This is a genomic window from Micromonospora zamorensis (assembly GCF_900090275.1).
Classification (GTDB): Bacteria; Actinomycetota; Actinomycetes; order Mycobacteriales; family Micromonosporaceae; genus Micromonospora; species Micromonospora zamorensis.
Map to the genome: position 1 here is coordinate 4,175,392 of NZ_LT607755.1, position 21,703 is coordinate 4,197,094.

The following is a 21,703-nucleotide window of genomic DNA, read 5'->3' on the forward strand; positions in this document are numbered from 1 at the left end:
TCCTCAGAGGTCAGGGGCGGCGGGTCGGCACGCAACAGACGGTGGCGCAGGTGTCCCACATCGGCAGCTCGCCCAGGCGGCGGCGCAGCTGCGCACCGTCCGGGTCCGTCCGTTCGGTGACCAGCTCACGCACCATGGTCACGAAACGCGGGTCGGTGCCGGGGGTGTCGGCCCGGACGAAGTCCAGGCCGAGCTGCTTGGCCGTCTCCAGTGCCTCGGTGTCCAGGTCCCACACGACCTCCAGGTGATCGGAGACGAACCCGATCGGGCTGACCACCACGCTGGTGGTGCCGCTCTGGGCGAGGGTGGCCAGGTGGTCGTTGATGTCCGGTTCCAGCCACGGCACCTGCGGGGGGCCGGAGCGGCTCTGCCAGACCAGGTCGTACTCCAGCTCGGGCGCGGCGGCAGCGGCGACGAGGCGGGCGGTCTCGCGCAGCTGCGCCTCGTACCGGCCGCCGTGCGGGCCGGCGTTGGCAGCCATCGAACTGGGGATGGAGTGGGCGGTGAAGACCAGCCGGGTGGTGTCCCGCTTCGCCGGGTCGAGCTTGCCCAGGGCCGCCCGGACCGCGTCGGTGTGCGGCTCGACGAAACCGGGGTGGTCCCAGAACTGGCGCAGCTTCTCGATCACCGGCGCGTCCGCGCCGACTGCGGCCCGGGCGGCGGCGATGTCCTCCTGGTACTGCCGGCAGGAGGAGTAGCCGCCGTACGCGCTGGTGACGAAGGCCAGCGCCCGGGTGACCCCGTCGTCGCGCATCTGGGTCACCGTGTCGGCGAGCATCGGGTCCCAGTTGCGGTTGCCCCAGTAGACGGGCAGGTCGAGACCGTGCGCGGCGAAGTCGGCGCGGACGGCGGCCAGCAGGTCACGGCACTGCTGGTTGATCGGGGACACCCCACCGAAGTGCTGGTAGTGCTCGGCGACCTCGGTCAGCCGCTCGGGCGGCACGCCTCGGCCGCGGGTCACGTTCTGCAGGAACGGCATCACGTCCTCGGGCCGCTCCGGCCCACCGAAGGACACCAGCACCACCGCGTCGTAGGACATGGGGTCATTCTCGCCCCTCGGCCTGGACCGCCCGGCGACGCCCCCTGGTCCGGCCGCGCAGATCACGCGAACGGCTGTCGGGAGCGTCGCCGGTCGAGCACCAGGGAACGCCGGCAGGTATCGTCAGGAGCCGATGGCGTGGTAGCCGCCGTCGACGTGGACGATCTCGCCGGTGGTGGCCGGGAACCAGTCGGAGAGCAGCGCCAGGCAGGCCTTGGCGGCGGGCTCCTGGTCGGTGAGGCTCCAGCCCAGCGGGGCCCGCTCGGCCCAGGCGTCCTCGAACTGGTCGAAGCCGGGGATCGACTTGGCGGCGATGGTCCGCAGCGGCCCGGCGGCGACCAGGTTGCTGCGGATGCCCTGCTTGCCCAGGTGCATGGCCAGGTAGCGCGACGCCGACTCCAGGCCGGCCTTGGCCACGCCCATCCAGTCGTAGACCGGCCACGCCTTCGTCGCGTCGAAGGTCAGACCGACCACCGCGCCGCCGGGCGACATCAGCGGCAGCGCGGCCATGGCCAGCGACTTGTACGAGAAGGTGGAGACGTGCAGGGCGGTCGCCACGTCCTCCCACGGAGCGTCGAGGAAGCCGCCGCCGAGGCAGCTCTGCGGGGCAAAGCCGATCGAGTGCACCACACCGTCGAGGCCGTCGACGTGCTCGCGTACCCGGTCGGCGAGGCCGGCCAGGTGCTCGGTGTTGGTGACGTCCACCTCGATGACCGGGGCGGGCTCGGGCAGCCGCTTGGCGATCCGCTCGACCAGGGAAAGCCGGCCGTAGCCGGTGAGCACGACCTGCGCGCCGTTCTCCTGGGCGAGCTTCGCCACCGAGAAGGCGATCGAGGCGTCGGTGATGACACCGGTGACGAGCAGCCGCTTACCGGCGAGCAGTCCGGACATGCAGGGTTTCCTCCGTACGTTGTCGAGAAGCGCTGATCAGTGGCCCATGCCGAGGCCGCCGTCGACCGGGATGACGGCGCCGGAGACGTACCCGGCGCTGTCGGAGGCCAGCCAGGTGACCACCCCGGCGACCTCGTCCGGGCTGGCCATCCGGCCGGCCGGGATCGACTTGCGGATCTCCGCCTTGCGGTCGTCGGACAGACCCGCGGTCATGTCGGTGTCGATGAAGCCGGGCGCCACCACGTTCGCGGTGATGTTGCGGCTGCCCAGCTCCCGGGTGATCGAGCGGGCCACGCCGACCAGACCGGCCTTGCTGGCGGCGTAGTTGACCTGCCCGGCGCCGCCGGCGAGGCCGACCACCGAGGAGATAAAGATCATGCGGCCCCACTTGGCGCGGAGCATCTTGCCGGAGGCCCGCTTGGCGACCCGGAACGCGCCGGTGAGGTTGGTGTCCACCACGTCGGTGAACTGCTCCTCGGTCATCCGCAGCAGCAGCGTGTCGGCGGTCATGCCGGCGTTGGCGACCAGCACCTCGACCGGGCCCAGCTCGGCCTCGACGGCGGTGAACGCGGCGTCGATCGAGGCGGCGTCGGTGACGTCGGCGCGGACGGCGAACAGGCTGCCATGCTGGCCGGCTCCGCCTGCGCCAAACCCCGGCTCGGCTCCGCCTGCGCCGGGCACTCCCCCACCCCGGTGGGTGACCGCCACCCGGTCGCCCTGCTTGGCGAAGGCCTGCGCGATGGCCAGGCCGATTCCCCGGTTGCCCCCGGTCACCAGCACGGTACGGGCCACTGTTCCCCCTTGCGAATGGTCAGCACGGACGCGTCGGAGCCTAGGCGTTACCGGCAGGTAAGCGCTAACGGGAGTCGCGTCACACCGGGGTACGACACCGGGATCAACCCCTGGTGGCACGCCCTGGAGGCAGCCGAACCGTAGCCTTCCGGTGGTGAACCGGCAACCGATCGCCGTGGCCCTGCGGGCCCTGCGGCACACAGTGCTGGGCCGCGATGTCCCGCCCGGCCGACGGCTGCTGGCCCGCTGGCCCGGGCTGGACCGGTACGCCACCCCGGTCGGGTTGCTCGCCGTACTCGGCCTCTTCCTGATCACGCTGACGGTGGAGAGCGAGTGGGGCCTGTCGACGCCGATCGCCCTGCTGTTCGCGGCGATGACCGTGGCGCCGCTGCTGGCGTTGCCCCGGCGTCCGCTGCTGGCCTGGCGACTGACCGTGCTGGCCCTGTCGATCTGCACGTTCAACGCGCCGGCCGACCAGGCCTGGCCGTGGACCCCGCCGCTGGCGCTCGGGTCGATCGCGGTGCTTGCGGTGGTCGTCGCCCGGGTCGACCGGCCGGTGCTGGTCTGGGTGGTGGCGATCAGCACGGTGCCGGTGCTCGGCCTGGTCGACCCGGACAACCGGGTGCCCGTCCTGCTCCTGCTCGGCGCGCTGGCGATCGTCGGCGACCTGATCCGACGCAACCGGTTGTCCCGGCACGCCCTGGCCGCGCAGACCGAGCAGAGCGAGCGGGAGCAGGAGCGCCGCGCGGTGCTGGAGGAACGCACCCGGATCGCCCGGGAGATGCACGACGTGGTGGCCCACCACATGTCGCTGATCGCGGTGCAGGCGGAGACCGCCCCGTACCGGCTGACGGACGTGCCCGCGCCGGCCGCCGCGGAGTTCGTCGCCATCGCCGCCTCGGCCCGCGACGCGCTGACCGACATGCGACGGTTGCTGGGGGTGTTGCGCAGCGAGTCGTCCGGGCCGCAGACCGCGCCGCAGCCGGACCTGGCCGACCTGGACGCCATGGTGGACGCGGCACGCCGGGCCGGGCTGCCAGTGACCCTGGACGCCGGGCCGGTGGACGAAGGGCAGGTGCCCGCGCCGGTCGGGCTGGCCGCGTACCGCATCGTGCAGGAAGGCCTCGCCAACGCGGCCCGGCACGCAAGCGGCGCCGCGGTGCGGGTCACCGTCCGCGCCGGTCGCTCCGGTCTGGAGGTACGCGTCGAGAACTCCCCGGCCGACGTCCGACCGACCGCCGACGGCAGCCCCGGGCACGGGCTGACCGGCATGCGGGAGCGGGCCACCTCGCTGGGCGGTACGTTCACCGCCGGGCCGCTGCCCGACGGGGGTTACGCGGTGGCAGCCGAACTGCCGTACGACGCGGAGGGCGGGGACGCGTGATCAAGGTGCTGATCGCCGACGACCAGGCGATGGTCCGGCAGGGCTTCGGCGCGCTGCTCGCCGCCCAACCGGACCTGCTGGTGGTGGGTGACGCCGCCGACGGGGCGCAGGCCGTCGCCGCCGCCCGCCGGCTCGACCCGGACGTCGTGCTGATGGACGTGCGGATGCCGGTCATGGACGGGTTGGAGGCCACCCGCAAGCTGCTCGGTGACCGTTCGGCGCAGCGGCCCCGGGTGCTCATCCTCACCACCTTCGACCTGGACGACTACGTGTACGAGGCGCTGCGCGCCGGGGCCAGCGGCTTCCTGCTCAAGGACGCGCCGGCGGCCGATCTGGTGCAGGCGGTGCGGGTCGTGGCGGCCGGGGACGCGCTGCTCGCCCCCGCGGTGACCCGCCGGCTGATCGCCGAGTTCGCGGCCCGCCCGGACCGCCACCGTCCGCGCCCCACCGACCTGGCCGGGCTCACCCCACGGGAGACCGAGGTGCTGCGGTTGATCGCCCGGGGTCGCAACAACGCGGAGATCGCCGCTGACCTGGTGGTGGCCGAGCAGACAGTGAAGACGCACATCGGGCGGATCCTGGCCAAGCTGGGGCTGCGCGACCGGGCCCAGGCCGTGGTGCTGGCGTACGAGACGGGTCTGGTGGCCGCCGGCGAGTAGCCCCGCGGAGCCAGCCCGCAGACGGCTCCCCGGGACGACGACCGAGCACCGCCCACCCGCGCACTCTCCCTCCGGACGACATTCCGGAGGGAGAACGTGATGCGACGACGAGGTGCCAGCCGGGTGGCGGTGGCCGCGCTGCTCGGCGTGAACCTGGTCCTGCCGACCCGACCCGAGCCGGTTGCTACGGCGGGGTTCGTCGAGGCGTACCCGGTCATGGCGGCGGCGATGCGCGCGGCCGGGCCGCCGTACGCGGACTGGGCGGCCGACGGACGCCGGTTCCTGACGTTCGACCCACGCGGCGACGGCCGGGCCGTCGAGGTGCTCGGCGACCTGGCCGGTGCGGACCGGATCGCGGTGCTGGTGCCGGGGGTGGGGAGCACCCTGGCCGACTTCGACCGGGGGTTGGGCGGGGTGGCCCGCCGGGCGCCAGCGGTGCAGGCCGGGCAGCTCTACCAGGAGCTGCGGGCGACCGAGCCGGCGGCGCGGGTCGCGGTGCTGGCCTGGCTCGGCTACGACCCGCCCGACGGGGTGCTGACCGCCGCCGGTGGCGTCAGCGCCCGGCGCGGCGCGGACGGGCTGGCCGCGCTGCTGCGGGAGCTGGCCGTACGGCGTCCGGCGGCGACGATCACGCTGGTCGGGCACAGCTACGGGGCGTTGGTGGTGTCGCTGGCAGCGGCGGACGCTCCGGCCCAGATCACCGACGTGGTCAGCCTCGGTGGCGTGGGCGCCGGGGTGCAGCGCGCCGACGACCTGCCCGGCGGGCGGCGGTTCTGGGCGGCCGAGGCGCCCAGCGACTGGGTTCGTCGGGTGCCGTCGGTGCGACTGCTCGGCCTGGGCTTCGGCCGTCGCCCCGGCGACCCGGCGTTCGGTGCCCGCCCCCTACCGGCGGGTGGGGTGGACGGGCACGACGGCTACCTGGTGCCGGGCAGCGCCGCGCTGGTCGCGGTGGCGGCGGTGGTGCTGGGCGGCGTCGGGGTCGGGGACGCCCGATGAGCCGGGACCGTGCCGTCGACGCGTTGCGGGCGTACGCCATCGGCGGGGTGGTGCTGGGGCACTGGTTGGTCACCGGGCTGGTGCTGACCGGCGACGGTGGGCTGCACCAGGCCAGCCCGCTGACCGCCCTGCCCGGTCTGGCGCCGCTGACCTGGGCGTTGCAGACGCTCGGATTGTTCTTCTTCACCGCCGGGTTCGGCTCGACCCGGTCCCTCGCGCACCACCGGGGAGGTGCGGGCGGTTGGCTGGCCCGTCGGCTGCGCCGGCTGCTCCTGCCCACTGTGGCGCTGCTGGGGGTGGGCGCCGCCGTGCTGCTCGCCGCCACCGTCGCCGGCACCCCGGACGACACGCTCACCGTGGCGTTGCGGCTGGCGATCAGTCCACTGTGGTTCCTGGTGCCGTTGGTGTTCCTGGTCGCGGTGACCAGCCCACTGCGCGCCGCCGTACGCCGCTGGGGTGTGGCCCGGTGCGTCGCGCCGGCGGTGGCCGCAGTAGCGGCTGTCGACCTGGCCGTCCGCCTGCTTCCGGCCGGCACCGACGTGCCACCGGTCACCGTGCTGGCGGCCTGGGCGGTGCCGTACCTGCTGGGCGTGGCGCACGCCGACGGGCAGTTGGACGGGCGGCGGGCCGCGGGCATGGTGGCGGGCGGCGGAGCCGTCGCGCTGGGGGCGCTGCTGGCGCTGGGCTACCCGGTGAGCGCGGTCGGAGTGCCCGGGGCCGGTGTGTCCAACCTGAACCCGCCGTCGCTGCTGGCAGTGGTGCTGGCGGTCACCCAGGTCGGGCTGGGGCTGCTCGCCCGGCCGGCGCTGGAACGGCTGCTGGACCGGCCACTGCCGGGCCGGGCGGCGACCGAGGTGAACCGGCAGGCGGTCCGGATCTATCTGTGGCATCAGCCGGTGCTGGTGGCGGTGACCGCGCTCACCGCCCGCAGCGGGCTGACCCTGCCGGGTCTGCACACCCCTCCGGACGGCCCGGGCTGGGTGCTGGCGCGGCTCTGCTGGTTGCCGCTCCTGGCCGCGGTGCTGGTCACGGTGGTGCGGACCGGCCAGCCGCGGGCGCGGCGCCACCCGGGCGGTGGAGGGGTCGCCGGCCGGTCGGCCGAGTGCGTCCGGCCGACACCGCGGGTGTACGATCATCGACGTTCCGGCCCGCCCGACCTGCAGGAGGTGATCGCTGTGCGAGATAGCGATCCTCCCAGTCGTGGCCGGGCCGATGGTCAGCCCCGCTGAGCCACGACTCAGTCTGGTGAGCTGACCCAGCTCCGCTCCCCCACCGCTTCGGCCGACGCCGAGGCGCGTGTGCCGCGCCGTCCGGTTCGCCGACGGTCGCCGGGAGCCGCCCGGTCACGACTTCGTGTGCGCGTCCCCACCCCCTGCGGTCCGCCCCCGCACGCGGACCGTCCAGCCGCCACCCGGAGCCGTCCATGAGCCGCTACGTCGCCCCGCTGGGCTTCACCCTCGCCGCCGTCTGGGTGGCCATCGTCTTCGTGCTCGCCGGTGGCGGTCACTGACCGCTCCGGATCGGCGGCGGCTGGAGCTGCCCCGTGCTGGTGCCGGCGGCGGTCGCTGACCACCGCCGGCCCGTCGTTCAGAGCATCCGGGACGACCACAGCAGGCTGAGCGCGCCCGCGCAGAGCGCCAACAGCAACGCGAACCCCGCGTACCACTGGGTCACCTCACGCGGCTCGGTGCGGAACCCGATCGAGCTGCCCATGTCCTGGTAGACCTGCTTCAGCTCGCTCACCGAGGCCGCCTCGTAGAAGTAACCCTCGGTGGTCTCGGCAAGCTCGGCGAGCGCCATCCGGTCCACCGGCACCCGCTGCAACTGCCCGCCGATGTCGACCTGGCCCGTGTCGGTGCCGAAGGCGATGGTGGAGACCGGGACGTTGGCCGCCTGCGCGGCGGCCGCCGCCTCCTCCACCGCGCGACCGGAGGTGCGGAAACCGTCGGAGAGCAGCACGATCCGTGCCGGTGGGATGCCCGCCGCGCCATCGGCCGGCACCGACCGGATCGCCTCCAGGCACGTGAACACCGCCTCGCCGGTCGCGGTCGCCTCGGCCAGCACCAGCCCGTCGATGGCACTGGTCACCGCGTCCCGGTCCTTGCCCGGCGGCACCAGCACGTTGGCCGCCTTGGCGAACGACACGAGGCCCAGGTTGTAGCTCTCCGGCAGCTCACCGACGAACTGCTTGGCCGCCTCCTGGGCCGCCTCCAACCGGTTCGGCGCCACGTCGTCGGCCTGCATCGACAACGACACGTCGATGGCGAGCATCACCGTGGCCCGCTCCAGCGGCTCCTTGGTGTCCACCGCCGGCCGGGCCAGCGCGGTGGCCAGCACCAGCAGGCAGAGCAGGAACGCGGTGGCCGGGACGTGCCGTCGCCAGCCGAGCCCCTTCGGCGCCACCGTACGCAGCAGGTCCACGTTGGTGAACCGCATCGCGTACGCCCGGCGGTGCAGCTGCCGCCAGATGTAGAACGCGGCGAGCGCGAACACCGGCAGCACGGCCAGCAGCCACCACGGTTGCATGAAACGGATCATCGTGTCGTCCCCCGGGTGCGGGCGTGCCGCTGCGCGGCCACGAATCGCACCATGTCCAGCAGCCAGTCTCGGTCGGTACGCAGACGCAGGTGGGCCGCGCCGGCGCCACGCAGTGCGGCGGCGATCGTGGCCCGTTGGGCGGCGGCGGCATCAGCGTAGCGCTGCCGCAGTCGAGGGTCGGCGGTCTGCACCTCGTGCAGCTCGCCGGTCTCCGGGTCGACCACCGGCAGCACGCCCACGTCGGGCAACTCCAGCTCCCGAGGGTCGATCACCTCAATCGCCAGCACGTCGTGGCGGACCCGGAGCTTGCGCAACGGACGGGCCCACTGCTCGGCCGGCGAGAGGAAGTCCGACACCACCACGGCCACCCCGCGTCGACGGGGCGGACGGTTGAGCATCTCGATCAGGGCGCCCAGATCACCACGACCGGGCTGGATGGTGGTGCCGGCGACCGTACGCAACAGGCCCTGCGCCTCCTTGCGACCGGAACGGGCCGGCAGGCGGGTGAGCACCCCCGGCCCGGCCGGTGGCGGCGTGCCCCGCCAGCGTCGGGCCGGGGCGGACGCGCCGCCGCCGGTGCCGATCACGGCGCCGATCCGGTTGCCGCCACGCACCGTCAGGTGGGTGATGGCAGCCGCGGCGGCGACCACCACCTCGCGCTTGAGCCACTGCCCGGTGCCGAAGTCCAGGCTGGCGGACAGGTCCAGAGCCAGCCAGGTCTCCAGCTCCCGGTCAGCGACCGTACGCCGGACGTGCGGAGTCGTGGTGCGTGCGGTGACCGGCCAGTCCATCCGGCGCACGTCGTCGCCGGGGCGGTACTCCCGTGACTCCCCCGCCTCGCTGCCCGGTCCGGGCAGCAGGCCGGCGTAGTCGCCCTGGAGCAGACCGTCGAGCTTGCGGGTGACGAGCAGTTGCAGCCGGGACAGCACGGCCTCGCTGCGGTCGGCGAGGGGGGCGGGACGAGGGGTGGGTGAGGTCACGGCCGCTGCCCGGGCCAGCCAGCGCCCGGCGGCGGCGCGGTCGACGACGGGGTGGCCTGCTGGCGGGGGGCGACGGCCGGGAGAGGGATCGTCGACATCACCCGGTGCACGATGTGGTCGGCGGGCACGTCGTCGGCCAGCGCGTCGTAGCTGAGCACCAACCTGTGCCGCAGGATGTCCGGTGCGATGTCCTGCACGTCCTGCGGCAGGGCGTAGTCGCGTCCCCGCAGCAGCGCCAGGGCGCGGGTGGCCCGGACCAGGCCCAGTGAGGCGCGCGGGCTGGCCCCGTACTGGATCAGTTGCGCGACGTCGGGCATCCCGTGCTCGGCCGGGGCGCGGGTGGCCAACACCAACCGGACCGCGTAGTCGACCAGGGCGTTGTGCACGAAGACCTGGTCCGCCTTGCGTTGCAGGGCGATCAGCTCGGGGGTGTCGAACACCGCGGTCGGCTCCGGCGGGGACACGCCCATCCGGTAGACGATCTCCCGTTCCTCCGCGTCGGTCGGGTAGCCCACCACGATCTTCATGAGGAACCGGTCCCGCTGCGCCTCCGGCAGCGGATAGACGCCCTCCTGCTCGATCGGGTTCTGGGTGGCCATCACCAGGAACGGGTCGGGCACCCGGTGGGTCTCCCCGCCGATGGACACCTGCCGCTCGCTCATCACCTCCAGCAGCGCCGACTGCACCTTCGCCGGAGCGCGGTTGATCTCGTCGGCGAGCAGGAAGTTGACGAAGACCGGGCCCAGCTCGACGTCGAACTTCTCACTCGACTGCCGGTAGATCCGGGTGCCCATGATGTCGGCCGGCACCAGGTCCGGGGTGAACTGCACCCGGGCGAAGGACCCGCCGACGACCTTGGCGAGAGTCTCCACGGCGAGCGTCTTGGCGACCCCGGGCACCCCTTCGATCAGGCAGTGGCCCCGGGCGAGCAACGCGACGAACATCCGCTCCACCATCCGGTCCTGCCCGACGATCACGCGTTTGATCTCGAACAGCGCCTTCTCCAGCAGAGTGGCGTCCTGCGCGGGCGTGGTCACCGGCGCAGGCGTCTGCGGTGCCGCCCCGTTCGGCGTCGGGGCGTCGGGCATGGTCGGCTGGGCCACCGGTCCTCCACAGCGTTGGTCGTCGTCGCGGCTCGTGCGGTATCAAGACTCGCACGCCTTGCTGAGTGTCGAGGTGGGGAGAAGCCGATTTTTGCCGCGCCGTCCCCGGCGGCCGAATCGTGCGTCGCGGGCGTGCACGGACCGGCCCGCCGCGTGTACGATTCACCCCGTCGCCGGGCGGCTCCCCCCGTGGTCGCCCGGCGATCAAACTTTCTCTCCCGCCGCCCTAGACTGGCCGGGATGAGCATCCCCTCCCCCGCCGACGAGGCCCTGGTCTGCTCGGCCCGGGGCTGCCGCGCCGCTGCCGTCTGGGCCCTTGAGTGGAACAATCCGCGGCTGCACGACGCCGATCGGCGCAAGACCTGGCTGGCCTGCGACGAGCACCGGAGCACTCTCGGGGGCTTCCTGGACGCTCGCGGCTTCCTGCGTGCCGTCACTCCGGTGCCCGGATCGCCTACGCTCGACGTGTGAGCGGCGACCCACCGGCTTCCCCCGGCCCCACCTCCCCGTCCTGGCCGCCCACCCCGGCCCCCGAACCCGGCGTCGAGCCGCCGCCCGGTGCGTTCCCCGCACCCGGCACGCTCGGCCCGGAGCCCGCCGCGCCCGACGTCTCCTGGCCCGCCCCACTGCCACCGGCGGCTCTGCCACCACCCGACCACCGGCCGCAGCCCGGCGCCGACCAGCGCGCGCCGGACCTGCCGGCACCCGGCCTCCTGCCACCCGCCCCCTCCGGCCCGCTGTCCACTGGTGCGCCGGTGGGGCGAGGGCCGCTGGAGCCCTGGCCGGACACGGTCAACTGGCAGCCGATCTGCACCGACCTGATCTGGGTGGAGCTGATCCGGCTGGGGGTCGTGGTCGCCATCGGGCTGGCGGTGACGGGAGTGGGCTGGGCGTTGAGCGGCCACTGGCTGTTCGGGCTCGCCGTCGCCGTCGTCGTGCTGCTCGGCGTGTGGCGGGCCATCGCGATCGTCCGGGCGGTGCGAGCCTGGGGGTACGCCGAGCGGGAGAACGACCTGCTGGTCCGGCACGGGCTGCTGGTCCGGCGGCTCTCCATCGTCCCGTACTCGCGGATGCAGTTCGTCGACGTCAGCGCCGGGCCGTTGGAACGCGCCTTCGACCTGGCCACCGTGCAACTGCACACCGCCGCGGCGGCGAGCGACGCCCGGGTGCCCGGGCTGCGCCCGGCGGAGGCGTCCCGGCTGCGCGACCGGCTCACCGCGCTCGGCGAGGACCGGGCCGAGGGCCTGTGAGCGCGAGGAGTGAGCCGGGGTTGCGAGCCCCGCAGTCGCGAACGAAAGGCGACTCTGTGAGCGCGAGGAGTGAGCCGGGGTTGCGAGCCCCGCAGTCGCGAACGAAAGGCGACCCTGTCAGCGCCCGCGCCCGCAGCCGCCGACCGCGCCGAGGGCCGCTCCGATGAGTGACGGGCCCGCCGAGCCGAGCACCGTGCCACCCACCGGCCCGACGCCACCGGGCCCGGTGCTGCCCGCTGGCGCGCCAACTACTGGCGCGGCACCGCCGGGGTCGATGCCGCCGGGGGCGCCCGCGCCGTGGCCGGCACCGGCCGGCGGTGCCGACGGTGAGCCCAGGCAGCGACTGCACCCGCTCAGCCCGGTCCTGCACGGTGCCAAGTCACTGGTCGTGGTGATCGCCGGGTTGTCCTGGTCGACGCTGTCCCGGGTGGGCTTCGGCTGGTTCGCCGCCATGGTGGCGGTGCTGGCTCTCGGCGCGACCGTGCTGTCGGTGGTGAGCTGGTACAACACCGGCTACCACGTGGTCGGCCGCGAACTACGGGTGTACGAGGGGCTGCTCTGGCGTCGTACCCGGGCCATCCCGTTGGAACGACTGCAGGCCGTGGAGGTGGTCCGACCGCTGCTCGCCCAGCTCACCGGTCTGGCCGAGCTGCGCCTGGAGGTGGTCGGCGGGGGCAAGACCGAGGCGCCGCTGGCGTACCTCGGGGTGGCCGACGCGGCCCGGCTGCGCGAGCGGCTGCTGGCACTGGCCGGGCGGGTCGCGCAGGCACCCGCCCCGGAGCACGCGGGCGCCGTGGTGCTCCCGGGAGCGGCGGCGCCGACGGCGGCCGCGCCGGGCCGGCCACTGCACGCGGTACGCAACGAGAGCCTGCTGATCAGCCAACTGCTCACCCCGCAGGCGTTCCTGCTCCCGTTCGGTGTGGCCTTCGTCGTGGTGCAGTTCCTCACCGCCGGGTCGTGGTCGTTCGTCGCGGTGGCGAGCACGCTGACCGCGATGGCCGGCGTGCTGCTGCAACCGGTGCGGCGGGTGCTCGACGACTGGAACTTCCGGCTGGCCCGCGACGGCGGCACGCTGCGGGTGCACAACGGCCTGCTGGAGACGCGGGCGCAGACCGTGCCGCTGGCGCGGGTGCAGACCGTACGGGCCACCTGGCCGCTGCTCTGGCGGATGAAGGGCTGGCTGCGGCTGCGCCTGGAGGTGGCCGGCTACTCCGTCGCGGAGGCTGACGACCGCAACCGGCCCGACCGGCTGCTGCCGGTCGGTGACCTGCCGACCGCGACGATGATCGTCGCGGAGGTGCTTCCGGGGGTACGCCTCGACGCGCTGGCGCTGAGCCCTCCGCCGACCCGGACCCGGTGGCTGCACCCGCTGGGCCGTCGCGCGTTCGGCGCCGGGCTCTTCGACGAGGTCTTCGTCACCCGCTCCGGGCGGGTCACCCGGCAGGTGGTGATCGTGCCGTACGCCCGCATCCAGAGCGTGCGGGTGGTGCAGGGGCCGATCCAACGCCGACTCGGGTTGGCCTCCGTGCACGCCGACACCGCGGGCGGTTCCGGTGCCACCGCCCAGGACCGCGACCTGGCAGAAGCCTGGGCCCTGGCCGCAGACCTGACCACAAGAGCCCACCAGGCCCGCAACCCCACCTGACCCCCGCACCCACCCCCACCCCCGCCGCACCTCGGTTGATCATGAAGTTATAGCCGCGACACGCCGTCGGGGCGAGCGCTAACTTCATGATCAACGGGAGCTGGCGGGGCCGTACGCCGACCCCGGGCCGGGCCGGGGTGGGTCAGTGGTCGGTCTTTGTGGGTTCGCGTGGGGGGCGCTGGGTGGTGGGTGGGTGTTCGGCGTCGTCGTCGGGGGCGGTGGCCTGCCTTGGTGGTTCCGTGCGGGGCGGTGGGGGTCCGGCCTTCGGGTGGCGGATGCGCCACGCAGCCCAGCCGCGCTCGGCCAGACCGACCACCAGGAAGGTCAGCCCCACGTACGCCCAGCCGACCAGCACGTCGATCACGTAGTGCTCACCCGAGTAGACCAGGGTGAAGGTCATCGCCAGCGGGTACGCGAGCAGCAGCGGCCACCAGCGACGGCGGGTGCTGGTCAGGAAGAACAGCACCACGAACAGCGCCCACGCGGTGTGCAGCGACGGCATCGCGGCGACCGGGTTGGAGGCGATCTGGCCGGCGTTGAGGACGTTGCCGGCACCGTGCATGCCGAACGCCTTCCAGCCCCGGGTGGAGATCCGGGCGACCTCGGTGAGCAGCCCGTTCTGTGCTGCCCACCACGGCGGGGCGGCCGGGTAGATGAAGTAGGTGACCAGGCCGGCGGCGCAGAGGAAACCCCAACGCCGCATGTACGCGGCCCAGCGGTGCCGGTCGCGTAGCCAGAGCACCGCGGCGGCGGCCAACGCCACCACGAAGTGCGAGAAGTACACCCAGCTCGCCGCGACGTCCCACCAGTGCACCTGCGGGTGGTACAGGTGCTGCTGCAACCAGACGGTCGGCACCTCGCCGCCGGTGGCCCAGCCGAACATGAACCGGTCGGCGACGATCAGCTCCATCGCGTGCGGGGTGGCCCCGTTGTCGGCGAAGCCGCGCGACAGGTTGTACACGACGAACAGCAGCACCACCGGCACCCAGTCCCGGGCGAAGCGCAGGTGACTGCGCCACGGCCGGTCGCTGTTCCAGGCGATGGTCGCGAGCCAGATCCAGACGAAGGCGTACGCGGGGTCGGTGGGCAGCCCGATGGCCAGCCACGCGGCCACGAAGGTGACCGCCCAGACGGTCATCGCGACGACACGACGACGACCCCCGTCCGGGGACGCGGGCGGGTCGGTCCGGGCGGGGGGCTGGGGGTCAGTCACGACGGCCATCGTCGTCAAGGTTAACGACGGTCGCGGCATCGACCGACGGGGACCACCCGGCGAAGCCGTGCACAGGTGGGCGGCGGTCGACGCCGGATGCCCGGGCAGGGGCCCGGCGGGATCCCCGGGCGGGTGCTCGGCGGGCTCGGCGAGCACCTAGGCTGACGACCATGCAGGAGCAGCCCGAGCCGGCCTTCGCGCCGGGTCTGACCGCCCAGGTCGAGTTGACCGTCACCGACGCGGACACCGCCCAGGCGGTCGGTTCCGGGGACGTACCGGTGCTGGGCACTCCCCGGGTGCTCGCGCTGGCCGAGGCGGCCACCGTCGCGGCGACAGCTGTCGAGATGCCGCCCGGGTCGACGACAGTGGGCACCCGGGTCGAGCTGGAGCACCTGGCGCCGACCGTGGTCGGTCGGACGGTCCGGGCGCAGGCGCTGTTGGCGACCGTCGACGGTCGCCGGCTGTCGTTCGAGGTCACGGTCAGCGACGGCGACCAGACGGTGGCCCGGGGCCGGGTGGACCGGATCATGGTGGACCGGCAACGTTTCGTCGAGCGCGCCGGGCGTGCGTCGTGAACGCCGGTTTCGTCGAGGTCGCCGACCGGGTGCACGTGCTGGCCGAGCCGCTGCTGCGGGTCAACGTCACCCTGGTCGTGGGCGATGACGAGGCCCTCCTGGTGGACACTCTCTCGTCGGCCGCCCAGGCCACCGACCTCGCCGCCGCCGTCCGGGCGGTCACCGACCGCCCGTTGACGCTGGTCAACACCCACCACCACTACGACCACTGCTTCGGCAACGCCGTCCTGGCCGGCGACCCACCCCGTCCGGTGTACGCGCACGAGCTGGCCGCCGCGGCCCTGCGCCAGGACCCGGAGCGGCTGCGCCGGGAGGCGTACGAAGAGGTGCGCACCGAGCACCCGGCGCTCGCCGCCGAGCTGGCCGACACCCCGCTGCTCGCCCCGACGCACACCGTGCAGACGGAGACGGCACTCGACCTGGGTGGCCGGCGGGTGCTGCTGCGGCACCCGGGGCGGGGGCACACCGAGGCCGACCTGGTGGTGCACGTGCCGGACGCCGACGTGTTGATCGCCGGGGACCTGGTGGAGCAGAGTGGCCCGCCCGCCTTCGAGGACTCGTACCCTCTGCGGTGGCCGGACGCGGTCGCGGACCTGCTGCGGCTGACGACCGCGCGCACGGTGGTGGTGCCGGGCCACGGCGACCCGGTGGACGTCGATTTCGTCCGCGCCCAGCACGCCGAGCTGGCGAAGCTGGCCTGGCTGATCCGGGCCGCGCACACCGGCAGCGCACCTCCGGAACGGGTGGCCGCCGAGGCTCCCTTCGGTGCGCGCGCCGCCCTGATCGCCGCCCGGCGCGGCTACCGCGAGCTCGACGGCGAGGCCTAGCTCAAAAAATCGACGGCGAGGCCTGGCTCGGGAAGCGGCGTTCGACGTCGGCGCGGGTGGGCATGGCGGTGGCGCCACCGGGTGATTCGCAGACCAGGCCCGCCACCCGCAGCGCGAACGCGACCCGCTCGACCCAGCCTGCCGGGGAGTCCGGTTCGCCGCCGACGAGCAGGTCGGCGATCAGCGCGGCCATGACCGAGTCACCGGCACCGGTGGCGTCGATCGCGTCGACCTTGGGGGCCGGCACCCTCACCGGGTCGGCGTCGGCGGCGGCCAGCACCGCACCGGCCGCGCCGAGGGTCACCACCACCGTGGCGGCGCCCAACTCACGCAGGTACGCCGCCACCCCCTCGACCGGTTCACCCGGGTAGAGCAGCCCGGCGTCGGCGGCGCTCAACTTGACCAGGTGCGCGCCGGCAGCGAACTCGGCCACCACCTCGCGCAACCCTTCCAGCGCGGCCGGCCCGTCCAACAGCCGGGGACGCACGTTCGGGTCGAAGACCCGCAGACCGGTGGCGAGCGACCAGGCGTGTCGGGCGGCGGCGAGCGTGCGTTGTTGCAGCAGCACGACGGAGCCGCAGTAGAGCACGTCCGCGCCCTCCAACTGCGCGAGATCCAGGTCGTCGGGGCCGAGTAGACCGTAGGAGACCGGCTCGCCGTAGAAGCGGAAGTCGGGTTCCGGTCCGGCGTACGTGACCACCGCGAGAGTGGTCGGCGCCGCCACCGTGACCGCGCCGGCCACCCCGACGTCGACAGCGCTCAGGAAGGCGCGAATCCGACCGCCCAGCACGTCGTCGCCGAGCGAGCCGACGAACTGCGCCGCGCCGCCGAGACGGGCCACGCCCACTGCGACGTTGAGCGGACCACCGCCGATCGCCTGCCGGTAGACGCGCTCCCCGTCACGCTCGCTGTCGAGCAGGTCGACGAGCGCCTCGCCGAGCACCACCGCGTATCCCATGCCGATCCTCTCGTCGTCGCCAATCGCCACCGGGCGTCGTCCGCCGGGCCGACCGCCGTGGCATCAGGCTGGCACAGCGGGCCACCCGGCGGGCGGCGAAGGCGACGCAACGGCTACCCCGGCCGGTGGATCGGCCCGTCGAGCGCCGCCAGTGGGCGGCCGGTGCCGCCCCACCGGGCCGCGACGATCTGCGCGGCCACACTCACCGCGGTCTCCTCGGGTGTACGACCACCGAGGTCCAACCCGATCGGCGAGGCGAGCCGGGCGAGCTGCGCATCGGTGAGCCCTGCCTCGCCCAGCAGCTTGAGCCTGTCGTCGTGGGTGCGGCGCGAGCCCATCGCGCCGACGTACGCCAGCGGGTGGCGCAGCGCCAACTCCAGCAGCGGCACGTCGAACCTCGGGTCGTGGGTGAGCACGCACACCACCGTCCGCTCGTCGACCCGACCGGCGTCCACCTCGGTACGCAGGTAGCGGTGCGGCCACTGCACCACCACCTCGTCCGCCTCGGGGAAGCGTCGCACGGTGGTGAAGACCGGCCGGGCGTCGCAGACGGTGACCCGGTAGCCGAGGAACGCGCCGATCCGGGCGACGGCGGCGGCGAAGTCGATGGCCCCGAAGACGATCATCCGGGGCGGGGTGGCGTACGCGGTCACGAAGAGGCTGACGCCGGAGCCCCGGCGCTGCCCGGAGTATCCGTACCGGAGCATCCCGCTGTGCCCGGCGGCGAGCAGTCCGAGGGCGTCGGCGCTGGCGGCGTCGTCGAGCCGATCGTCGCCGAGCGAACCGATCGAGTGCTGGCCGCCGGTCAGCACCAGCCGCCGGCCAAGTCGCCGGGCCGGATCGGTCGGCGGCGTGCCCGGTGAGTTGCCGCCCAGTGGGTTCTCGGCATCGTTTGGTGCGCCGCCGGCATCGGCCGCCACGCAAGTGACCACCGCCGCCGGTTGGGCGGCCCGGCGGGCGGCGGCGACCGCGTCCAGCCCGGGCAGGGCACCGGGGTCGACGCGCTCCACGAACACGTCGAGGACACCGCCGCAGGTCAGGCCGACCGCGTACGCGTCGTCGTCGCTGATTCCGTACCGGATCAGCTCGGGTGCTCCGGTGGCGAGCACCCGGCGGGCCCGTTCGTAGAGATCCGCCTCGACGCAGCCGCCGGACACGCTGCCGGTGACAGTGCCGTCGGCCGCGACCAGCATGGTCGCGCCGGGCGGCTGCGGCGCGGAGTGCCAGGTGGCCACGACGGTGGCCAGGGCGACCGGCTCGCCGGCGTGGCAACGGCGGTGTGCCTCGTCGAACACGTCCGGCACCCGCTGCCGCCTCTCCGTCGCGTCGTTTCCGTACGCAGGATATGGCGTGCACCGACCGCCGACGGGTCTTTTGATGCATCGAGGAACGACTATTGCATTGTGGCGGCGGGGCGTGATGGGATGACGCGTACCGGGCGGTGCGAGGGCTGCGGCACCACCGGTTGCCGGGTTCGTCAGACGCGAGGGCAACGGTCCAGGACAGGACCGTCGACGGCGCACGTCCACCGGCCGATTCCCGCCGGGGCAGGTCGCCGTGACCGTCGCACCGCGCACGACGGCGGTGCGATCACGCCACATCCCACCCGATTTCGGCGGGGCGGCCTGGGCTGCGCGCCTCGCGAGTCAGGAGAACCCGTGAACCGTTCCCGTACGGCCGCACTGCTCACCGCGGCCCTGACCCTCGCGCTGGGCGCCGTCGCCCTGGCGTCCAGTCCACAACCGGCTGCCGCGCACGGCACGGCGATGACCCCGGGCAGCCGGACCTACCTGTGCTGGCAGGACGGCCTCAGTTCGACCGGTCAGATCACGCCGACCAACCCCGCGTGTTCCGCTGCCGTGGCGCAGAGCGGGGCGAACTCGCTCTACAACTGGTTCAGCGTGCTGCGCTCCGACGCCGGTGGCCGGACCACCGGCTTCATCCCGGACGGGCAGCTCTGCAGCGGCGGCAACTCCGGTTACCGCGGCTTCGACCTGGCCCGCACCGACTGGCCGCTGACCCACCTGACCGCCGGGGCACGGCTGGACTTCCGCTACAGCAACTGGGCACACCACCCGGGCACGTTCTACTTCTACGTGACCAAGAACAGCTGGAGCCCGACCCGGGCCCTGGCCTGGAGTGACCTGGAGGAGCCGTTCCTCACGGTGACCAACCCGCCGCAGCGCGGGTCGGTCGGCACCAACGAGGGGCACTACTACTTCAGCGGCAACCTGCCGTCGGGCAAGAGCGGCCAGCACATCATCTACTCCCGCTGGGTCCGCTCGGACTCGCAGGAGAACTTCTTCGGCTGCTCCGACGTCGTCTTCGACGGCGGCAACGGCCAGGTGACCGGCGTGAAGGACGGCGGCTCGACGCCGACCCCGACGCCGACCACCCCGACGCCCGGGCCGACCGACCCGCCGCCGACGACCACCCCGCCGCCGGCGGGTGGCGACTGCATGGCCGTCTACAAGGTGAGCAGCGCCTGGCAGGGTGGCTTCCAGGGTGAAGTCACGATCATGAACCACGGCAGCACGCCGTTCAACGGCTGGACCGCGAGCTGGACCTGGCCCAACGGGCAGTCGATCAGTCAGATCTGGGGCGCGACACAAACGTCGTCCGGCTCGTCGGTGACGGCGACAAATGTGGCCTACAACGGCACTGTCGCACCGGAAGGCACCACGACGTTCGGCTTCCTGGGCAGCACCACAGGAACGAACGGCCTCCCCACAGTCACCTGCGCCCGCCGCTAACCACTACCACCACCACCCCCTGAAATGATCAAGAGGTTTGCGTCACCGGAACCGCTCCGGATGACGCAAACCTCTTGATCAACAGGGTCGGGCCAGGGTCAGCGGACCATGGAGCCCACCACCGGCTTCGTGAGCAGGGCGGACTGGTTTCGCTGGATGCCCGGGTCGAGGGTCTTCGCCACGAAGATCGCGTGCCAGATGCAGAAGATCAGCACCGTCCACACCTTGCGGGAGTGGTCGGCCTCCTCCCGCTTGTGCTCGTCGAGCAGCCGCAGCGCGTACGACAGGTCGAGCAGGTCGCCCGCGCCCGAGGTGCTCAGCACGTGCCGGGCCCACTCGTACATCTCGCCGCGCAGCCAGACCCGGGTCGGGGTCGGGAAGCCCAGCTTCTTGCGGTTGACGATGGCCGGCGGCACGACACCCTGCAACGCCTGGCGCATCGCGTACTTCGTCGCGTCGGAACGCGGCGGCAGCTTCAGGTCCACCGGGATCTTCGCCGCGACGTCGAACACCTCGCGGTCGAGGAACGGCACCCGCACCTCCAGCGAGTGCGACATCGAGATCCGGTCGGCCTTGACCAGGATGTCGCCGCGCAGCCAGGTGTAGAGGTCGACGTACTGCATCTTGGTGACGTCGTCCAGCTCGGTGCACTCGGCGTAGATCGGGGCGGTGACGTCGGTGTAGCGCACCGAGGGGTCGTAGCGGCGCATCAGGTGCTGCTTCTCCTCCTCGGTGAACATCCGGGCGTTGCCGTAGTAGCGCTCCTCGATCGGGGTGGTGCCACGCTCCAGGAAGCTCTTGCCCTTGACGCCCTGCGGGATCGCCTTGGAGACCGCGCGCAGGCCCTTCTGCACCCCGCCGGGCAGGCCGTTGACGGTCCCCAGCGACAGCGGCTCGCGGTAGATCGTGTAGCCGCCGAAGAACTCGTCGGCGCCCTCACCGGAGAGCACCACAGTGACGTGCTCGGCGGCCTTCTTGGCCACGAAGTAGAGCGGCACCAGCGCCGGGTCGGCCACCGGGTCGTCCAGGTGCCAGACGATCTTCGGCAGCGCGTCGATCATGTCCTGCGGACCGATCTTGGTGGGGATGGTGGTGACGTCCAGGTGCCGCGCCGACTCCTGGGCGACGTCGATCTCCGAATACCCCGGTACGTCGTAGCCGACGGTGAACGTGAGGATGTTCGGGTTGAACTCCCGGGCCAGCGCCACCACCGCTGTCGAGTCGATGCCACTGGACAGGAACGAGCCGACCGGCACGTCGGAGCGCATGTGCATGCGCACGCTCTCCCGCAGCGTCTCCCGGATCTCGTGGTAGAGCTTCTGCTCGTCGTCGACCGGCGCCGGCCGGAACACCGGCCTGTACCACCTACGCACGTCGATGCGCCCACCCGGCGTCCAGTTCAGGTATTCTCCCGAGCCGATCCGGCTGATGCCCTTGTGCAGGGTGCCGGGCTCCGGGACGTACTGCAGCGTCAGGTAGTGGCTCAGGTTGGCCGTGTCGACGCCCGCGTCGCCCTGGTAGTTGCTGTGCGCGAACGGCAGCAGCGCCTTCTTCTCCGACGCCAGGTAGAGGCCGTCGGCGGTCTCCAGGTAGTGCATGGGCTTGATGCCGAAGTAGTCGCGGGCACCGAACGCGCGCCGCTCCTGCCGGTCCCAGATGACGAAGGCGAACATCCCCCGCAGCCGGGTGAGCACCTGCTCGCCCCAGAAGTGGTAGCCCGCCACGATCACCTCGCCGTCGCCGGCGGTGGCGAACTGCGCGCCGAAGTTCCTGATCAACTCCTCGCGCAGCTCGATGTAGTTGTAGATCTCACCGTTGAAGGTGAGCAGGTAACGGCCGTTCGCGTAGGGCAGCGGCTCGTGGCTCGACGCGACGTCGATGATGGCCAGCCGCTTGTGGGCGAACACGCCGTCCGCGTACCGGCCGGAAGCGTCGCCGACCACCTCGACCCCGGTCTCGTCGGGGCCGCGGTGGTGCAGGCATTCCAACGCTCCGGCGATGTGGTCGCGATGCGCGGCGGCGTTACCGTTCGCGCTGAAGAAGGCCAGAAGTCCGCACATGGTGGTCATCTTTCCACGCGCGCTGTCGGCCCGTCGCAGC

Annotated in this window: 20 protein-coding genes; 10 read left to right on the forward strand and 10 right to left on the reverse strand. The window is 73.0% G+C overall.

The features are described from left to right. Nucleotides 1–10: 10 nt before the first annotated feature. The 3 genes from GA0070619_RS18255 to fabG form a co-directional block, all read right to left on the reverse strand. Nucleotides 11–1,039: a ferrochelatase gene (locus GA0070619_RS18255; protein WP_088949178.1), complete on the reverse strand. Its 1,029-nt coding sequence runs from the start codon at nt 1,037–1,039 to the stop codon at nt 11–13. Nucleotides 1,040–1,162: 123 nt separating this feature from the next. Continuing rightward, nucleotides 1,163–1,930: an enoyl-ACP reductase FabI gene (fabI, locus tag GA0070619_RS18260; RefSeq protein WP_088949179.1), complete on the reverse strand. Its 768-nt coding sequence runs from the start codon at nt 1,928–1,930 to the stop codon at nt 1,163–1,165. A gap of 36 nt (nt 1,931–1,966) precedes the next feature. After that, entirely contained in the window at nt 1,967–2,722 is a 756-nt protein-coding gene (gene fabG, locus GA0070619_RS18265; RefSeq protein ID WP_088949180.1) for a 3-oxoacyl-ACP reductase FabG, read from the reverse strand. A gap of 154 nt (nt 2,723–2,876) precedes the next feature. Here fabG and GA0070619_RS18270 point away from each other — a divergent pair, with 154 nt between their 5' ends. The 4 genes from GA0070619_RS18270 to GA0070619_RS18285 all read left to right on the forward strand — a co-directional run bounded on the left by GA0070619_RS18270 (nt 2,877) and on the right by GA0070619_RS18285 (nt 6,990). Further along, on the forward strand, nt 2,877–4,106 hold the full coding sequence (locus tag GA0070619_RS18270) for a sensor histidine kinase (protein ID WP_157744047.1): 1,230 nt from the start codon (nt 2,877–2,879) through the stop codon (nt 4,104–4,106). Continuing rightward, the gene (locus GA0070619_RS18275; RefSeq protein WP_088949182.1) at nt 4,103–4,765 is read left to right on the forward strand and encodes a response regulator; all 663 of its coding nucleotides are present in this window, start codon (nt 4,103–4,105) and stop codon (nt 4,763–4,765) included. The genes GA0070619_RS18270 and GA0070619_RS18275 overlap by 4 nt, the downstream gene beginning before the upstream one ends. A gap of 99 nt (nt 4,766–4,864) precedes the next feature. After that, on the forward strand, nt 4,865–5,761 hold the full coding sequence (locus tag GA0070619_RS18280) for an alpha/beta hydrolase (RefSeq protein ID WP_088949183.1): 897 nt from the start codon (nt 4,865–4,867) through the stop codon (nt 5,759–5,761). Continuing rightward, complete coding sequence (locus GA0070619_RS18285) at nt 5,758–6,990, forward strand: acyltransferase family protein (RefSeq protein WP_088949184.1); 1,233 nt, start codon at nt 5,758–5,760, stop codon at nt 6,988–6,990. The genes GA0070619_RS18280 and GA0070619_RS18285 overlap by 4 nt, the downstream gene beginning before the upstream one ends. Before the next feature lie 358 nt (nt 6,991–7,348). Here the strand turns inward: GA0070619_RS18285 and GA0070619_RS18290 are convergent, their stop codons facing one another. Genes GA0070619_RS18290 through GA0070619_RS18300 form a run of 3 tightly spaced genes read right to left on the reverse strand, consistent with a single transcriptional unit; the run spans nt 7,349 to nt 10,382 of the window. Continuing rightward, complete coding sequence (locus tag GA0070619_RS18290; RefSeq protein ID WP_088949185.1) at nt 7,349–8,299, reverse strand: VWA domain-containing protein; 951 nt, start codon at nt 8,297–8,299, stop codon at nt 7,349–7,351. Beyond that, nucleotides 8,296–9,297 (reverse strand): DUF58 domain-containing protein, encoded by a 1,002-nt coding sequence (locus GA0070619_RS18295; RefSeq protein WP_088949186.1) that lies wholly within the window; start codon nt 9,295–9,297, stop codon nt 8,296–8,298. Before GA0070619_RS18295 ends, GA0070619_RS18290 begins: the two co-directional genes overlap by 4 nt. Continuing rightward, nucleotides 9,276–10,382: an AAA family ATPase gene (locus GA0070619_RS18300; protein WP_088949187.1), complete on the reverse strand. Its 1,107-nt coding sequence runs from the start codon at nt 10,380–10,382 to the stop codon at nt 9,276–9,278. Before GA0070619_RS18300 ends, GA0070619_RS18295 begins: the two co-directional genes overlap by 22 nt. Before the next feature lie 240 nt (nt 10,383–10,622). On the opposite strand from GA0070619_RS18300, the gene GA0070619_RS18305 reads away from it, so the two are divergent. The 3 genes from GA0070619_RS18305 (at nt 10,623) to GA0070619_RS18315 (ending at nt 13,277) form a co-directional block, all read left to right on the forward strand. Then, entirely contained in the window at nt 10,623–10,853 is a 231-nt protein-coding gene (locus GA0070619_RS18305) for a hypothetical protein (protein ID WP_088949188.1), read from the forward strand. Nucleotides 10,854–11,077: 224 nt separating this feature from the next. Beyond that, the gene (locus GA0070619_RS18310; RefSeq protein ID WP_370453096.1) at nt 11,078–11,632 is read left to right on the forward strand and encodes a PH domain-containing protein; all 555 of its coding nucleotides are present in this window, start codon (nt 11,078–11,080) and stop codon (nt 11,630–11,632) included. Nucleotides 11,633–11,795: 163 nt separating this feature from the next. After that, complete coding sequence (locus GA0070619_RS18315) at nt 11,796–13,277, forward strand: PH domain-containing protein (protein ID WP_414855607.1); 1,482 nt, start codon at nt 11,796–11,798, stop codon at nt 13,275–13,277. A 142-nt stretch (nt 13,278–13,419) separates the two neighbouring features. On the opposite strand, the gene GA0070619_RS18320 is transcribed toward GA0070619_RS18315, so the two are convergent. Further along, a complete protein-coding gene (locus tag GA0070619_RS18320; RefSeq protein WP_231927095.1) occupies nt 13,420–14,499 on the reverse strand; it encodes a phosphatase PAP2 family protein in 1,080 nt (359 codons plus the stop codon). 161 nt (nt 14,500–14,660) lie between these two features. Between GA0070619_RS18320 and GA0070619_RS18325 the strand changes: the two genes are divergently transcribed. Together GA0070619_RS18325 and GA0070619_RS18330 are read left to right on the forward strand one after the other, a co-directional pair. Beyond that, complete coding sequence (locus GA0070619_RS18325) at nt 14,661–15,065, forward strand: thioesterase family protein (protein WP_088949190.1); 405 nt, start codon at nt 14,661–14,663, stop codon at nt 15,063–15,065. Beyond that, entirely contained in the window at nt 15,062–15,892 is an 831-nt protein-coding gene (locus tag GA0070619_RS18330) for an MBL fold metallo-hydrolase (protein ID WP_088949191.1), read from the forward strand. Before GA0070619_RS18325 ends, GA0070619_RS18330 begins: the two co-directional genes overlap by 4 nt. A 1-nt stretch (nt 15,893) precedes the next feature. Here the strand turns inward: GA0070619_RS18330 and GA0070619_RS18335 are convergent, their stop codons facing one another. Both GA0070619_RS18335 and GA0070619_RS18340 read right to left on the reverse strand, forming a co-directional pair. After that, nucleotides 15,894–16,850 (reverse strand): PfkB family carbohydrate kinase, encoded by a 957-nt coding sequence (locus tag GA0070619_RS18335; protein ID WP_088951892.1) that lies wholly within the window; start codon nt 16,848–16,850, stop codon nt 15,894–15,896. Nucleotides 16,851–16,963: 113 nt separating this feature from the next. Then, nucleotides 16,964–18,154, reverse strand: coding sequence for an XdhC family protein (locus GA0070619_RS18340; RefSeq protein ID WP_088949192.1), 1,191 nt, complete (start codon nt 18,152–18,154; stop codon nt 16,964–16,966). Nucleotides 18,155–18,508: 354 nt separating this feature from the next. Here GA0070619_RS18340 and GA0070619_RS18345 point away from each other — a divergent pair, with 354 nt between their 5' ends. Then, nucleotides 18,509–19,603 carry a lytic polysaccharide monooxygenase gene (locus GA0070619_RS18345; protein ID WP_088949193.1) on the forward strand — a complete coding sequence of 365 codons (1,095 nt, stop codon included), beginning with the start codon at nt 18,509–18,511 and terminating at the stop codon, nt 19,601–19,603. 98 nt (nt 19,604–19,701) lie between these two features. Here GA0070619_RS18345 and asnB read toward each other — a convergent pair whose 3' ends face one another. Further along, a complete protein-coding gene (gene asnB / locus GA0070619_RS18350; protein ID WP_088951893.1) occupies nt 19,702–21,663 on the reverse strand; it encodes an asparagine synthase (glutamine-hydrolyzing) in 1,962 nt (653 codons plus the stop codon). Between the last annotated feature and the right edge of the window lie 40 nt (nt 21,664–21,703).